The 14,816-nt window shown below is 42.6% G+C and carries 12 protein-coding genes; 5 read left to right on the top strand and 7 right to left on the bottom strand.

Annotated features, from left to right (window positions below):
* Positions 1–27 precede the first annotated feature (27 nt).
* From ACEN2L_RS03455 to ACEN2L_RS03445, 3 genes are all read right to left on the bottom strand, one after another.
* Positions 28–1,074 carry a FecR family protein gene (locus tag ACEN2L_RS03455; RefSeq protein WP_441741721.1) on the bottom strand — a complete coding sequence of 349 codons (1,047 nt, stop codon included), beginning with the start codon at positions 1,072–1,074 and terminating at the stop codon, positions 28–30.
* A complete protein-coding gene (locus tag ACEN2L_RS03450; RefSeq protein ID WP_306023626.1) occupies positions 1,071–1,634 on the bottom strand; it encodes an RNA polymerase sigma factor in 564 nt (187 codons plus the stop codon). The genes ACEN2L_RS03455 and ACEN2L_RS03450 overlap by 4 nt, the downstream gene beginning before the upstream one ends.
* A gap of 159 nt (positions 1,635–1,793) precedes the next feature.
* Positions 1,794–4,373: a TonB-dependent receptor plug domain-containing protein gene (locus tag ACEN2L_RS03445; protein ID WP_306023625.1), complete on the bottom strand. Its 2,580-nt coding sequence runs from the start codon at positions 4,371–4,373 to the stop codon at positions 1,794–1,796.
* Between the two features lie 550 nt (positions 4,374–4,923).
* Between ACEN2L_RS03445 and ACEN2L_RS03440 the strand changes: the two genes are divergently transcribed.
* Complete coding sequence (locus ACEN2L_RS03440) at positions 4,924–5,466, top strand: YaeQ family protein (protein WP_441741718.1); 543 nt, start codon at positions 4,924–4,926, stop codon at positions 5,464–5,466.
* Between the two features lie 123 nt (positions 5,467–5,589).
* Entirely contained in the window at positions 5,590–6,732 is a 1,143-nt protein-coding gene (locus ACEN2L_RS03435) for a 1-acyl-sn-glycerol-3-phosphate acyltransferase (RefSeq protein ID WP_441741716.1), read from the top strand.
* Positions 6,733–6,813: 81 nt separating this feature from the next.
* Here ACEN2L_RS03435 and ACEN2L_RS03430 read toward each other — a convergent pair whose 3' ends face one another.
* Positions 6,814–7,041: a hypothetical protein gene (locus tag ACEN2L_RS03430; RefSeq protein ID WP_441741714.1), complete on the bottom strand. Its 228-nt coding sequence runs from the start codon at positions 7,039–7,041 to the stop codon at positions 6,814–6,816.
* Positions 7,042–7,177: 136 nt separating this feature from the next.
* Between ACEN2L_RS03430 and tadA the strand changes: the two genes are divergently transcribed.
* Positions 7,178–7,744 (top strand): tRNA adenosine(34) deaminase TadA, encoded by a 567-nt coding sequence (gene tadA / locus ACEN2L_RS03425; protein WP_441741712.1) that lies wholly within the window; start codon positions 7,178–7,180, stop codon positions 7,742–7,744.
* Here tadA and ACEN2L_RS03420 read toward each other — a convergent pair.
* Together ACEN2L_RS03420 and mltF are read right to left on the bottom strand one after the other, a co-directional pair.
* Positions 7,741–7,893: a hypothetical protein gene (locus ACEN2L_RS03420; protein WP_306023621.1), complete on the bottom strand. Its 153-nt coding sequence runs from the start codon at positions 7,891–7,893 to the stop codon at positions 7,741–7,743. The two genes, tadA and ACEN2L_RS03420, sit on opposite strands and share 4 nt — an antisense overlap.
* A gap of 206 nt (positions 7,894–8,099) precedes the next feature.
* On the bottom strand, positions 8,100–9,557 hold the full coding sequence (gene mltF / locus ACEN2L_RS03415; protein WP_441741710.1) for a membrane-bound lytic murein transglycosylase MltF: 1,458 nt from the start codon (positions 9,555–9,557) through the stop codon (positions 8,100–8,102).
* 180 nt (positions 9,558–9,737) lie between these two features.
* Here mltF and purL point away from each other — a divergent pair, with 180 nt between their 5' ends.
* Both purL and ACEN2L_RS03405 read left to right on the top strand, forming a co-directional pair.
* Entirely contained in the window at positions 9,738–13,637 is a 3,900-nt protein-coding gene (gene purL / locus ACEN2L_RS03410; RefSeq protein WP_441741709.1) for a phosphoribosylformylglycinamidine synthase, read from the top strand.
* Positions 13,638–13,916: 279 nt separating this feature from the next.
* Complete coding sequence (locus tag ACEN2L_RS03405; RefSeq protein ID WP_306023619.1) at positions 13,917–14,063, top strand: hypothetical protein; 147 nt, start codon at positions 13,917–13,919, stop codon at positions 14,061–14,063.
* A 77-nt stretch (positions 14,064–14,140) separates the two neighbouring features.
* Here ACEN2L_RS03405 and smrA read toward each other — a convergent pair whose 3' ends face one another.
* Positions 14,141–14,725: a DNA endonuclease SmrA gene (gene smrA, locus ACEN2L_RS03400; protein ID WP_441741707.1), complete on the bottom strand. Its 585-nt coding sequence runs from the start codon at positions 14,723–14,725 to the stop codon at positions 14,141–14,143.
* Between the last annotated feature and the right edge of the window lie 91 nt (positions 14,726–14,816).

The raw sequence follows: 14,816 nt of genomic DNA, 5'->3' as shown, positions 1-14,816 counted from the left end.
GATGCCTAGTTTTTGCGGATAGAAATATTAAATATCGGAGAACAATAAGATAGTGTTGTCGTTTACTTTTTTATATTGAATGTTGAAATTATTGTTTAATGCAGCAAGTAAACCATCAAGATCGCCCGCTTTGAAGTAACCGGCAACGCGTTTCTCTTTCAATTTTTCATTATCAAAATTAAAGTTTACTGGCATGTAGCGACTAATTTCATTTAAGGCTTTGACCAGTGGTTCACCATGAAAAACCACAATACCTTGTCGCCAAGCAAGCTCATTTTGGATTTGTTCGATACTCAAGTCATGCTCTTGGGCTGAGTTTTCAGCCACTAAGGCTTTTTGCCCAGCCACTAGCAGTAAACCGCCATGTTGTGTTGCAAGTGGGTCAAGTACTTCATCGGAAGCATCTGCATGGCTGGTCATTTCATTTTTGAGTAAGACTTTGCCTTCGGTGACCAATAATTCAAAACGTTGTTCGTCGAGCAGTTGCATATTAAATGCGGTACCTACTGCGGTTACAGTATTACCTGCTGCAGATACAATAAAGGGGCGCGCGGTATCATGAGCAACTTCAAATAAGGCTTCGCCTCTTATTAAAGTTATGTGGCGTGTTTGCTCAGTAAAATGAACACTAAGTTCAGAATTGGTATTTAAATACACGACCGAGCCATCCTCTAAGGTAACGGGTTTTTGTTCTCCCACATGGGTCATCAATTGGTGTGCTAGGGCGTCGTTGCCGTTCACTTGAGATGGCTTAAACATCAAAAAGCTCAACACAGAAAACATCACAAAAGCCACGCTAGCAGCTAAGGCTAAGCGGGGTGAGCGATATGGCTTTTGTGGCCCCACCGCTAATTTATTCAGTGGCATCAAATCTTTAAGTTCATTTAAGGCACTCATGTCGTCCCAGGTTTGGGCCATGTCGAATAAAATTTGTCGATGAGACTCACTGCTATTTACCCAGTTTTTAAAGGCTTTGTGTTCATCAGCGCGAAGGCCACGGTCGATTCGGCTGATCCATTCACTTGTTTGCTGCTGAATGGTTTCTTTACTGTTAAATGTTTTAATGTTGGTCATTTACTTCTTCGCAGATATTGAGGCATCTTTTTTGTTGTTTCTGTGCCTGTCTGTTGTTTTGTAGGTTCATTTAGGCTTTGTAGATACAAGGAACATTGCAATAGCCCTTTTGCCACATGTTTCTCAACGGTGCTTTCGCTGAGTGAACAATGTTGGGCAATGTCCTTTTGGCTCATGCCGTACACTTTTTTCATCAAAAAGACCCGCTTTACTTCTGGCGATAAGTTGTCGGTTGCACGGTAAAAATCAAGAAAACGTTGTTTACTTTCGATTTGTTTTTCTAAGCTTTGACTGGTTAAACTTGAGGGTAAGGTTTCAACATCGTCTAAGGATTGATTGTGTTTTTCACTGGCTCTTGATACGTGGTTGAGCGCTAGGTTTCTCGCTGTTCTGAACATATAAGTGCGTTCAAAGGTAATTTCGTTTTGCAATTCTGCTTCGTAACTTTTGATGAAGGTTTCTTGCACGATATCTTCGATGTCGTCGCGTTTAACGATGCGTCCGATCATTCTTTCTAATTGAGTGCGACATCGCAGGTAGGTTGCTTCAAGGTTTGACATGTTAGTACTGCAGGTTGGCCTATGAGTGCGTTGGGTTCTATTTCCGCGACATTATCCCTTTGTATGCGATAAATTGCTAGTTAAGCAGCTTGTTTGCAAAAAAACAAAATGGCCTAGCCTTGAAAACAATTCAAAGCTAGGCATATTGTCTACTGTAGCTTAGAAGCTGTAACTTGCTTTAACGTAGTAAAATCCACCATTGTAATCAAATGGACCACTTTCGTAATACACGCCACCCACTGCAGCATAAGAATCTGCGTTAAGTTTTTGTGCTTTTTGATCGAACAAGTTAGTGGCTCCGGCAGAAAGGGTTATTTGGTCAGTTACAAAATAACTCACTTCTGCATCGATAGTGAACGCAGAATCAGCCATTTCGTTCCAGCCGCCTGGTTCAGCATCATCAGCATGCACTGCAAAGTATTCACCAAAGTAGTTAGCACGGATAAAGGCACTCACATTATCCCAGTTTTGTGAGATGGTGAAGGTGGCTCTATGCTCAGGCTGGCCTTCTTCTAAACGACGAATTTTGCCCACTGATGTAGTAGCAGGGTTGAACTTGTCTACTTCGGTTTTATTCCAGTTGTAAGCAAGATTGAAGTTAGTATCACTGCTATCAAATATTTCAGCCTTGTAGCTCACTACCACATCAACGCCTTGAGTTGTGGTATCAAAGTCGTTAGCAAAGTAAGTCACTGCTGAAATAAGCTCAGGATTTTCTACACCAAGGGCACGAAGTTGGTCATAGTCATCAGCTTGCACGTCAATTTGGCTTGATTGAGCAATACGGTCTTCTACTTCAATGTTGTAATAGTCAACGCTGAGGAATAAATCACCTTGTTGATAAACCGCACCAAGCGCATAGCTGGTTGAGTCTTCTGGTGTTAACTCTTTACCGCCATAAAACGAGGACAAGGGATCCGTAGGGGGTGCTAAGAAACTTTGGATAAGATCACCACCAACAATTGATGTTTGCGTGTTCACAACATTGGCTTGTCCAACGGTAGGCGCTCGGAAACCTGTGCTTGTTGAACCGCGTAATGAAAAGTCTTCAGAAACGCTGTATTGGAACGTCAGTTTGTAGTTAGTGGTATCACCAAAGGTGGTAAAATCTTCATAGCGAATAGCTGCGCCTAAAAGCAAATCTTCCGTTAGTGGAGCTTCTACATCGACATATGCAGCCACGCTGCGTCGAGTATTCACGCCAGCACTTTCAGGACCAAAACCTTTGAAACCATGAGAGCCAATGTTGAAGCCTTGGTCAGCATAAGGGCCAGCTTCCCAAGAAGACTGTTCACCCGCGATGATTTCGAAAGACTCTTCACGCCATTCTAAACCACCCGCGACGCTCAAAGGCTCATATAAACCCGCATCGACTGATTTAACTAAGTCTAGGTTAAACATCTTTTCTAATTGGATGTATTTGCCCGTATCGAATTCGGTAGGCGTTGCTAATCCTAACGACGGATTTAGGGTGTTTTTTAGGTTAAATGCAGATTCACTGCGACCAACCGAACCGCTGATGTCATACATGACCTCAGCCAACATACCGCTTTTTATTTCTCCCTTTGTACCAATGGCAAGTGATGTATCAACAATATTACCGCCAAAAGCCGGTGTGTAACCGCCAGGGAAAATTTGGTTCATGGAGAAACAGTTTGGATCTGCTACCATCGCTTGGTATTCATCGGTCACTAATACGTTGGGTACATTTGCAGGTACTTCTGCACACGTACGTGCAAGCCCCTGTGATTGGCCGACATCGCCGACTAGCAAAGTGGCACCGCCATCTGCTGAATAAACCTGACCACGATTATGGGGGTTACGGTAATAAAAACCACCTGTTACATCGCGCTCCGAATAGTTACCAAACATGTAAAATTCTTTGTCATCGCCCAAATCTAAGCCCACATTACCGAACACAGTGATGTCGTCTTTTATTTCAGGGTTACCCCAAATTTGAGCAGGATCTTGAACTGAAGTATTGCCACCTGCAATAAGTCCAGCTGCATCAGGGCGTTGCACGCTACGGCTTGTTGCGTCAGCATTTTTTAGCTGAAAACTTAAATTGGCGAAACCGTCTTTGGTAAAGGGTAAACCAAGGTTACCCGCATAGGTTGTTGTACCCCCATCACCCTCGTAATATTCGCCGTGTTTAACTTCAAATGAGCCACCTTCAGCGGCATCTTTTAAAACAAAATTCATCACACCGGCAATCGCGTCAGAGCCGTATTGTGCAGCCGCACCGTCACGTAACACTTCTACTTGTTTAATTGCGATGCTAGGAATAACAGAAATATCAGGACCTTGAGCACCGTCATTTACACCACCACCTTGAAAGGCGATGACCGATGCACGGTGACGTCGTTTACCGTTAACAAGCACTAAAGTGCTGTCTGATGGTAGACCACGCAAATTGACTGGGCGAATTAAGGTTGCCGCGTCTGAGATAGGTTGTAAGCGAGCGCTAAAGGATGGAATGGCGCCAACCAATAAATCCAGCATATCTGCTGAACCTGCTTTATTAAGTTCATCGCCGCCAATAATGTCGACCGGTACGGGTGAGTCTTGAACTGAACGAGGTGCACCTCTTGAGCCCACGACTGCAATTTTTTCAACGTTGGCTTCTGCTTGTGGTGTTTCTTGCGCGTTTACCGAGCCAACCGCTGTTGCACCCAGTGCCGCAGATGTCGCTATGATGAAACGAATGTTTTTCGTTAAAGAGGACAGTTTAGTTTTCATGTATGCTTCCGAATTTTTTGTGTTTTTTATTCAATCTATCCACTGCTGAATCGCCAGAGATTAACCTGAAAGATACACCGTGATTAGTCGATTTATTATGCTACCTGTTACTAAAAATTATTTTAGCAACTTCAATATATACAATGCTAAATTGTTGAAAACAATGATTTTTTCTCAAATAAAAAATGTTTATTTTTTGATGGAGGATAAGGCTTTGTCACTTGTCTATATAAAGTTCGCTGCACTTGTTTTTATGAGGATTATCCGCTTTTAGCCGGAAATTTCGCTTTCGTGCGCCTATTCTAATCATCAAGCCCTTAATCTAAATTTGCCTGACATTTTGTGCTACTGTACTGTAAATTCTAACCAAAACTGGTTTGCGTTACTGTTTCAGTTGATAGCACCGCATTGTTTGTGAGCCGGGTTGCATAAACTGGTATTACGACATGCGATGTGCGACATGCGATGCCCGACATGCGATGCCCGACAATCAAGTAACACCACGAATGAATAGCACCCCAGTTTCAATGCCTTAATCAAGAGAATATAGATGGCCTTAAAGCCTACCATTTACAAATTTAAAATTGCTTTGGCCGATCTTAATCATGATCATTTTGCTAATTTTAATCTGACGCTTGCACAGCATCCCTCTGAAACAACGGAGCGTATGGCGGTAAGATTACTTGCCTTTTGTTTACACGCTCATGACGATCAAGAGCAACTGATGGCTTTTACCAAAGGTTTAAGTGCTATTGATGAGCCTGATATTTGGTTAAAAGGTCTGGATGACCAATTACATTGCTGGATTGATGTGGGTGAACCCGCGTTTGACCGAATTAAAAAAGCATGTCGTTTGTCTAAGCGTACTTTGATCTACAGTTTTAATAGCAAATGCGATGTATGGTGGAAACAAAGCTTGCCACAGTTTGAAAGCCTCAGCGCCGAAGTGAGACGTTTTTATTGGACTGAAATACAGACACTCAGTGCCACGATAGCACGAACCAGTGAATGGACAATAACTCTAAGTGGTCAATCTATTTATGTGGCTAGCACCAACGAACAGCTTGAAATTAACTGGCAAATCTTACAATAAACCGCACGATATTGAGTTTTTATACTGATCTGATTAGTTAAAAATAGGGGCAAAGAATTTGCTGTTCGCTTGATTAGTCGGCAAAATGCGCAGCTATTTTTTATATGGGATACATTGAGTTATATGAACGCTAAGTTTGATGCAATCAGACCTTTTGATGATGCTGATCTGCCTCGAGTCCTCACTCAATTATTTAATAATGACGAGTTCATTAGTACGCTTGTCGCTTTTAAGTTCGCGTCTTGGCCACGTTTTTCTCGACCTCTATTGGCTTATTTAACTCGCCTGTATATTAAATCAAAAATTGGCCAAATACGCAGCTTGCGAGGCTTTCAGCGGCTTGTTGAACCCTACATGCAGCAGATGATCGATACCACGACCAAAGCCTTCACCGTCAGTGGTTTGGATCAACTAGACCTGTCAAAAACCTGTTTATTTGTGAGTAACCATCGTGATATCGCCTTGGATCCTGCGTTTGTAAATTGGGTATTACATATTAATAAGCAAGATACTGTGCGCATTGCAGTGGGTGATAATCTACTTAAAAAAGAATGGGTTGCCGATCTAATACGCTTAAACAAATGTTTTATCGTTAAACGTTCTGCCCCAGATAGGCGAGAAAAATTAGCGGCAGCAAAATTACTCAGTGAGTATATCCACTACACTTTAAACGTTGAGCAACAACATATTTGGATTGCGCAACGAGAAGGTCGTGCGAAAGACGGTAATGATGTGACTAATCCGGCTATTATATCGATGTTGACCATCAACAAACCTAAAGAACTTGAATTTTCTGACTACCTTCAACAACTTCGTATTGTGCCTGTTTCTATTTCTTACGAATTCGACCCCTGTGACATCAGCAAAGCCAAAGAACTTCAACAGATTGATCTATTAGGCACCTACGATAAACCTGACAATGAAGATATGCGCAGTATTGTCAATGGGATTACGGGTCAAAAAGGTCGAGTACATGTGCATTTTGGTCAGGTATTGCCCGCTGGATTTGAGAACGCCAAACAAGTTGCAGAGCATCTTGATCGTGAAATTCTTCTCGGTTATCAATGTTTTTCTACGGGCAAAGCCGCAGCGCTCATGTTACATAATCGTTTGAGTGAAGCGGCTAATGAGGACGATGAACTACAGCAGGCGATCACATATTTGCGAGAGAGACTGGCGAGGCTAAACGAGCAAGAACAGCAAAAACTACTGCAGATGTATTCCAATGCATGGCAAAAGCAGCAAAGCAATAGAAACCTTCAGTAGGTGATAAGTTTACCTTCGACACTAAAAAACGCCTCAGTGGCGTTTTTTTACATATGCAGTTATCAATAAAGGGCAATTTAATTAAGCAACGCGCTCTTTTTTCAAATCATCAAATTGACGGTTTAAGTCATATTTTTCGTCAGTCACTATTTTCTCTAAGGTTTCAATGCGCTCTTTCAAGGTGACGATTTGTTGTTGTAAGTCGCTGTTTTTTTGCTCGTCTTTCTTTCCTTGCTTTTTTCCGCGAGTGCCATTTACGAGCTCCACAATTGCCCAACATACGATTGCTACTATTGCGATTGCAGTCATGTTCATTTCCTTTCCCTCTTTTGCTTGTCTCAATGATTAAAAAGTTTATGCTTATGTCTTTATCAAAGCAAATAATCGACCAACAAATTATTATTTATATAATTCAATGCTTTAGATAGTTTTTAGGGTTCTTCTGGTGAATTTAATTCGTCAATATCACCAATTAGTTAATCAATTACGCCACTTTTTAGAATTTATTATGATATCGACCAAGCAACAATGTGAACAACACGCTTTTTGGATGCAGCATGCACTGACGTTGGCTGACAAGGCCCAAGCTCAAGGTGAAATCCCAGTAGGTGCCGTCGTGGTGGTCAATGATGAGATAATAGGGCAGGGATGGAATCAATCTATTAGTCAGCATGACCCTTCTGCTCATGCCGAGATGATTGCCATTCGCGAGGCGGGCAAAGTAATACAAAATTATCGCATGTTAGACGCAACACTTTATGTGACACTTGAGCCATGCCCGATGTGTGCAGGCCTATTAGTGCACAGTCGAATCTCACGATTAGTGTTTGGAGCCTCTGACTATAAAACCGGTGCTGCGGGTAGCGTGATGAACTTGGTAAGCCATGCTCAACTAAATCATCAAATTGCAGTGCAAGGGGGGGTGCTAGAAGCACATTGTGCAGAGAAAATATCGAGTTTTTTTAAGCTACGCAGAGCGCAAAAGAAAGCGATTAGGCTGAGTGCTGATTAGCAGGCTTCAGCCAAATCGTTGGTAGATTCACAAATTTGAAATTGTTGGCGACGGATATTTACCTTTTGATGTAAACGTTTGATAAGTTGGCGTCTACGGCTGGTATTAGTAAATCGAGTTCTGTTCACCATATTGTGGCGTTTTTTCATATACTCTCCTTTGTTGTGTTGTTATATAGACAAATATTGAATAAAAAGTTCACTTGTTACAGTACAAGTTCAATATTGCTGAAATATGACACTATCCACAACTTAAAAATAATTCAAGATATTTCAAGTACTAAGAGTAAAAATTATCGCCGGCTGAACAGTGATTTTCTCAGCTTATCCAGAGTCAAGATTGATTAGCTCCTTGTTTATTCAATCGATTCAGATAAGGGGGCTTGGGATGCTTCTTCAAGCTGAATAGCTCGAGGGGGAGTTTCAGGTTGTTGTTCATCCAACCACACAAGTGTGTCGTAATAGCGGCGAATGTTATCGACATAAATGACTGCTTCATTGCCACGTGCGTATCCGTACTTTGTTGTTTTATAATATTTTTTTTGTCTCAACTGTAAAAGACGAATTTTAACATCCACCCACATATCAGGATTTGCTCCTTGGCGTTCAGCCAATACTCTGGCATCTTCTAAGTGACCTAAACCAACATTGTAAGCCGCAATTGCAAACCATAGCCTATCGGGGAATTCAATCCGATCAGGAATGCGTCTCAATAGATCTGACAAATAGGCGCCACCACCTTTTATACTTTGCTCAGGATCTAATCTAGATTCGATACCCAGATATTTCGCCGTATCTAAGGTTAGCATCATCATGCCGCGCACACCGGTGACTGATACGGCGTCAGGATCCCAGTGACTTTCTTGATAACTCATGGCCGCTAGGAGGCGCCAGTCGAGATCGCCTGCATAGGTTTGAAACCATGCTTTGTACTCGGGCAAAACATGATTTGCGGCTTTTATGAATTCAACGGTATCGACGTAATTAAATTGGCGTAAATGCCCAAAATACTTGTCTTCTAAGGCGGCCAGTACACCATTACTCTGTATTAGGCCGAAATATTCAATAACGGCTGCCAGTAAAGAATCGTCTTGTTCTTTGTTCACTGCCCATGCGATATCTTGCTCTGGGCTAACAGAAAAGCCGATTGCTAATTCTGGGTATCGGCGTCGCATTAACGCTAATATATTGGAGTCGACAATGGTGTAATCAAGCTCTTCACTGAGAACCAATTCCAATAATTCTTCAACGTCTTTCTCATCGGTTTCTTGCCACGAGAGTTGCTCATTTTGGGCTTGATAATTGTTTAACGATTCGCTATGACTGCTGCCTGTAGTCACTACAAGATTGCCATTTAAGCTGCTGATATCACGAGGCCAAACCTTTCCTTGTTTGAAAACAAGTTTTTCGCTAACGCGCTGGTATGCAGGTCCAAATTTAAATTTTTTGCTTCTCAAAGGGCTAACGCTAATACCGGCGGCAATTAGATCGAGGTGCTGATTTTGTAGCTGAGGGAATAATTCATTGAGGGTGTAATAGGGAAATACTTCTAGTTTTACCCCTAAGTATTCGGCAAAGCCTTCGGCAAGTTCGTACTCAAATCCAACTGGCCCCGTCGCACCATTATAATAAGTGGTTAAGCCATATGAAGTACCGACTTTTAACACGCCAGAATCTAATACTTCATTGAGACTGCTTGATTGCCTTTGGTCATTGCATCCGCTTATTAACACAAGCAGAACGACAAGCTTATAAAACCTGACTAGAATGACAATTTCTCCGATTAAACATCTCGATGGGTTTATTGTGACCAAAATATCACTTTTCAGCCAGCTTTAGTTTTTCTCCTAGTCGAATTCAGAAAAGACTATTTTATAGTCATCAAGCGCTTATCAATTGCATCGAATTACCCTATAATCCGCGCCTTAAAAATTCCTTCTCACCTGATTGAGTAAACCTTGCGGTTTTCAATCTCGCTAAATGGTAATGACCTTATGTTAGTGCTTCGTGGAACACCTGCCCTGTCTGATTTTCGTATTGATAAACTCTTAGGCCAATTTGCCTCTTGCAGCCTACCTATTAAGGAGCTTTACGCTGAGTTTGTTCATTTTGTGCACCTAGAATCAGGCGCATTGGCGTTAACAAGTCAGCAGCAAAGCATTCTTGAGCAGCTTCTTACTTACGGGCCTAAGCAGCAAGCACATGAGCCCTCAGGGCAATTATTTTTAGTGACACCACGTCCTGGAACTATTTCACCCTGGGCCTCAAAGGCCACTGATATTGCCCATAACTGTGGTTTGCATTCCGTTAATCGAATTGAACGCGGTATTGCTTACTATGTTCAAACACATGAATTGACAGCGCAACAGGCGTCAGAACTAAAGGCATTAGTACATGATCGTATGACCGAATCTGTTTTTAGTGACATCTCCGATGCAGCGATTTTGTTTAAGCAAGAAGCGCCACAAACCTTGTCTTCGGTGGATATTCTTGCTGGCGGTAAACAGGCTTTGATTGATGCCAATATGAGTTTAGGTTTAGCGCTAGCCGAGGATGAGATTGACTATTTGGTTGAGAATTTTGTTGCATTAGGTCGTAATCCAAACGACATCGAATTATACATGTTTGCCCAAGCCAACTCTGAACATTGCCGCCATAAAATATTTAATGCTGATTGGACCATTGATGGTGAAGTACAGCCTAAATCTTTGTTTAAGATGATTAAAAATACCTATGAGCAATGTGGTGCCAATGTTCATTCTGCTTATAAAGACAATGCTGCGGTTATGGAAGGGAGTTTTGCAGGGCGATTTTTTCCTGAAGCGAGCTCGAATGAATATCGTTACCATCATGAAGATATTGATATTCTCATGAAGGTGGAGACTCACAACCACCCCACTGCAATTTCTCCTTTTTCAGGTGCTGCTACGGGCTCTGGTGGCGAAATTCGAGATGAAGGTGCTACCGGTCGCGGTTCTAAACCTAAAGCTGGTTTAGTTGGATTTTCCGTATCAAATCTTAATATCCCCGGATTTGCTCAGCCTTGGGAGCAGCATTACGGTAAGCCAGAACGTATTGTTAGTGCCTTTGACATTATGATGGATGGCCCTCTTGGTGGCGCTGCATTTAACAATGAATTTGGACGCCCCAGTATTTTAGGGTATTTCAGAACTTATGAACAAAAAGTCATGAGTTTCAATGGTGAAGAGGTCCGTGGCTATCACAAACCGATCATGCTTGCTGGTGGGTTGGGGAATATTCGCAAACAACATACACAAAAAGGTGAAATCACTGTAGGGGCTAAATTAATCGCTCTAGGCGGGCCTGCCATGAATATCGGTTTAGGTGGTGGTGCTGCTTCTTCAATGGCCTCAGGGCAGTCGACTGAAGATCTTGATTTTGCGTCTGTCCAACGAGGTAACCCAGAGATGGAACGTCGTTGTCAGGAAGTGATTGATAAATGTTGGCAGCTTGGAGAAAACAACCCCATTCAGTTTATCCACGATGTAGGAGCGGGCGGTCTATCGAATGCCTTTCCTGAACTCATCAACGATGGCGGACGTGGCGGCGTATTTGACCTACGAAAAGTACCCAATGATGAAGCGGGTATGACACCCATGGAGTTATGGTGTAATGAGTCACAAGAGCGTTATGTGTTGTCAGTTGCTCCTGAAAATCTTGAAGTATTTGAACAAATTTGTTTACGTGAACGAGCCCCATTTGCGGTTGTGGGTGAAGCCACCGAACAAGCCCATTTAACCGTTGCTGATCCGCACTTTGGCAATAAACCCATCGATCTACCCCTTGACGTACTATTGGGTAAAACGCCCAAAATGCACCGTGAAGCCCAAAGCGCTCAAGTCGATAATAAAGCCTTAGATACTCAATCGATTGTCCTCGCCGAGGCGGCTGAACGTATTTTACGTTTGCCTACGGTAGCTGAAAAGACCTTCTTAATAACTATCGGCGATCGCTCGGTAACAGGCATGGTTTGCCGTGATCAAATGGTAGGGCCTTGGCAAGTACCTGTGGCGGATGTTGGCGTTACTGCGAGTGCCTTTGATACCTATCAAGGCGAAGCGATGTCGATGGGAGAACGCACGCCTATTGCACTGTTAAACCCCGCGGCCTCTGCTCGTATGGCAGTAGGTGAAGCCTTGACCAATATAGCAGCGGCGGATATTGGCGATTTTAAACGTATTAATTTGTCAGCCAACTGGATGGCTGCAGCTGGACACCCCGGCGAAGACGCTGGTTTGTATGCTGCGGTGAAAGCGATAGGTGAAGAGTTATGTCCTGCGCTGGATTTGACTATCCCAGTAGGTAAAGATTCCATGTCGATGAAAACTACCTGGCAAGAAAATGGTGAAGGTAAATCCGTCACCTCTCCTCTATCTTTGGTGATTACTGCCTTTGGTGCAGTGCAGGACGTGCGTAAAACCCTAACCCCACAATTGAATACCGACCTCAGTGATTCTGAGCTACTGGTCATAGACTTAGGCCAGGGGCAAAACCGTTTAGGGGCTTCTTGTTTAGCTCAGGTTTATCAACAGCTTGGTGATGTTGCGCCTGATGTTGATTCAGCGCCATTGCTCAAAGGGTTCTTTTTAGCCATTCAGCAACTGGTACACGAGAAAAAATTACTGGCTTATCACGATCGTTCAGACGGAGGTTTATTTACAACCTTACTTGAAATGGCCTTTGCTGGGAAAACGGGTCTTGATATCGACATTAGTCAGCTAACAGGCGAGCCAATCGCCAGTTTGTTCAATGAAGAGTTAGGCGCGGTTATTCAAGTCAGTGCTGCTGATAAAGCCCGTGTAATGAGTGTATTAGCTGAACATGGTCTTGAATCTGTCGTTCATCCGGTGGCTCGTTTAAACTCGACTGATCAAATAGTTGTGCGCCATCACGCGCAAATTATTTTACAAAATAGCCGTATCCATTATCGCCAAATTTGGGCGCAAACTACGCTGCACATGCAGCAATTACGTGACAACCCTGAGTGTGCTCAACAAGAGCATCAAGCTAAGGCAGATGCTCAGGATCCAGGTTTGCACGCCAAGTTAAGTTTTGATGTGAATCAGGATGTTGCAGCCCCGTATATTGCCAAAGGTGTTGCACCTAAAATCGCGATATTACGTGAACAGGGAGTCAACTCACATGTAGAAATGGCTGCTGCTTTTGACCGCGCAGGATTTAATGCCATTGACGTGCACATGAGTGATTTATTAGCCAATAAACAATCCCTTGCAAACTTCCAAGGCTTAGTGGCTTGTGGCGGGTTTTCTTACGGCGACGTATTAGGCGCAGGAGAGGGCTGGGCAAAATCGATTTTGTTTAATCAGCAAGTACGTGAACAGTTTGCAGATTTCTTTGCTCGCCCTGATTCTTTCTCTCTTGGCGTGTGTAACGGCTGTCAGATGATGTCTAATTTGAAATCGTTGATCCCAGGTGCTGAGCTGTGGCCACATTTTGTCACTAATCAATCAGAGCGTTTCGAAGCTAGAGTTGCGATGGTAGAAATACAGCAAAACAATTCTATTTTCTTTGATGGAATGCAAGGTTCTCGAATGCCAATTGCGGTGTCGCATGGTGAAGGCCGCGCTGAGTTTAAGTCAGATGCTGATTTATTCGCGGCACAAAATAATCAAGCGATTGCTTTACAGTATGTAAATAACTACGGAAAAGTGACACAACACTATCCAGCCAATCCTAATGGTTCACCTCTTGGGATTGCCGGTTTAACCAGCAGTGATGGTCGAGCGACCATTATGATGCCTCACCCAGAGAGAGTGTTCAGGACCGTGGCTAACTCTTGGCATCCACAAGAATGGCAAGAAGACGGCGCGTGGATGCGTATGTTCAGAAATGCACGGGTTTACGTAGCGTAGTTAAGTATTCAACATCACTCCCTACCCATTTAAATGATTGGAATTTATTTAAATGGGTAGATATATTTCTCAACTAAAATTACGGTCATATAACGTTAATTATTTTTTACTTGATTAAATTAAACCCCTTGTAAATCAGTAAAATACTCATTAACATCTATTACTCTATTGACAAGGTGTCGCTTCTCTGTTTGTTAAGAAAAAGTAAATGGAATTTTTTGCCTAAGTGGGTGTCTGACCTACTACCTATACACAATTTAATAAAAATAAGAGACGGAAATGAATCGTTCGAACAAAGGCTTTGGGTTAACCGGTGTGTTTGCCACCGTTGTCATACTTATTATCGCCGCTATTTTTAGTGCCTCAGCAAAATCTGACCAAACGACGACGGCTACTGCTACACAAGCGCAACAACAAAGTAAGTAAGTTATTGCCTGTAGGGTAAGACGAGAGCGAAGTAAGATTACTTGCTTTATTGGTTCAGTCACGCTTTACAAAGATGATTAACGTTTTCGATGAAACTCTCGATTTTCTGCTTTTTGTTCATCATTTTTCTTTAATAAAACATAACTTGCACCGCTGCCGCCGTGATGGGCCATTGCTGTATGAAAAGCAATTACCTGTGGCATTTCTTGCAGCCACTGATTAACATAACTTTTTAACATCGCGGGTACAGGTTTGCTGTGCAGCCCAATACCATGTTTTATCAGCAAGGTTCTACTGCCGTTTTTATAAGCCTCGTTGATCCGTGTAAACACAACATTTCTAGCTTGTTCAAATTTTTGATTTTGTAAATTAACCACACCCTCAATTTTATACTTGCCCATTCTGAGGTTTTTGAATACCCCGTCTTGCACGCCAGATTTTTTAAATGTCAAATGATCATAAGGATCAAGTGGCCGGAAACATTCTAGGCTCAAGTGGTTATTGGCCAGTTGCATACTGAGTTCAATATTTTGCCGCCTGGCTTGTTTGGCGATACTGTCTTTTGTGGGTGGCACAAATTCAATCGTATTCTGCTTTAGTGGCACAACGTCACTGAACTGTGCAAAAAAGTCGATATCATCGCTCTCTTCGTGATGTGACATACAGTTTATCTCTCTAGTTTTTCGGGGCTTCGCACTCGTGTACTAGCCTCGCGTTTTTTATGAGGTTTATCACTAAAAAATCAAGCCTTGA

This window comes from Flavobacterium sp. W21_SRS_FM6, assembly GCF_052119645.1.
Lineage (GTDB): Bacteria > Pseudomonadota > Gammaproteobacteria > Enterobacterales > Alteromonadaceae > Paraglaciecola.
This window is presented reverse-complemented; position numbering and strand designations above follow the sequence as displayed.

Excerpts from the sequence above, each read along its gene's own strand:
- ACEN2L_RS03435 (WP_441741716.1), top strand. The coding sequence starts at position 5,590 with ATGAACGCTAAGTTTGATGCAATCAGACCTTTTGATGATGCTGATCTG.
- ACEN2L_RS03455 (WP_441741721.1), bottom strand. The coding sequence starts at position 1,074 with ATGACCAACATTAAAACATTTAACAGTAAAGAAACCATTCAGCAGCAA.
- smrA (WP_441741707.1), bottom strand. The coding sequence starts at position 14,725 with ATGTCACATCACGAAGAGAGCGATGATATCGACTTTTTTGCACAGTTC.
- purL (WP_441741709.1), top strand. The coding sequence starts at position 9,738 with ATGTTAGTGCTTCGTGGAACACCTGCCCTGTCTGATTTTCGTATTGAT.
- ACEN2L_RS03440 (WP_441741718.1), top strand. The coding sequence starts at position 4,924 with ATGGCCTTAAAGCCTACCATTTACAAATTTAAAATTGCTTTGGCCGAT.
- ACEN2L_RS03450 (WP_306023626.1), bottom strand. The coding sequence starts at position 1,634 with ATGTCAAACCTTGAAGCAACCTACCTGCGATGTCGCACTCAATTAGAA.
- ACEN2L_RS03430 (WP_441741714.1), bottom strand. The coding sequence starts at position 7,041 with ATGACTGCAATCGCAATAGTAGCAATCGTATGTTGGGCAATTGTGGAG.
- ACEN2L_RS03405 (WP_306023619.1), top strand. The coding sequence starts at position 13,917 with ATGAATCGTTCGAACAAAGGCTTTGGGTTAACCGGTGTGTTTGCCACC.
- ACEN2L_RS03445 (WP_306023625.1), bottom strand. The coding sequence starts at position 4,373 with ATGAAAACTAAACTGTCCTCTTTAACGAAAAACATTCGTTTCATCATA.
- ACEN2L_RS03420 (WP_306023621.1), bottom strand. The coding sequence starts at position 7,893 with ATGAAAAAACGCCACAATATGGTGAACAGAACTCGATTTACTAATACC.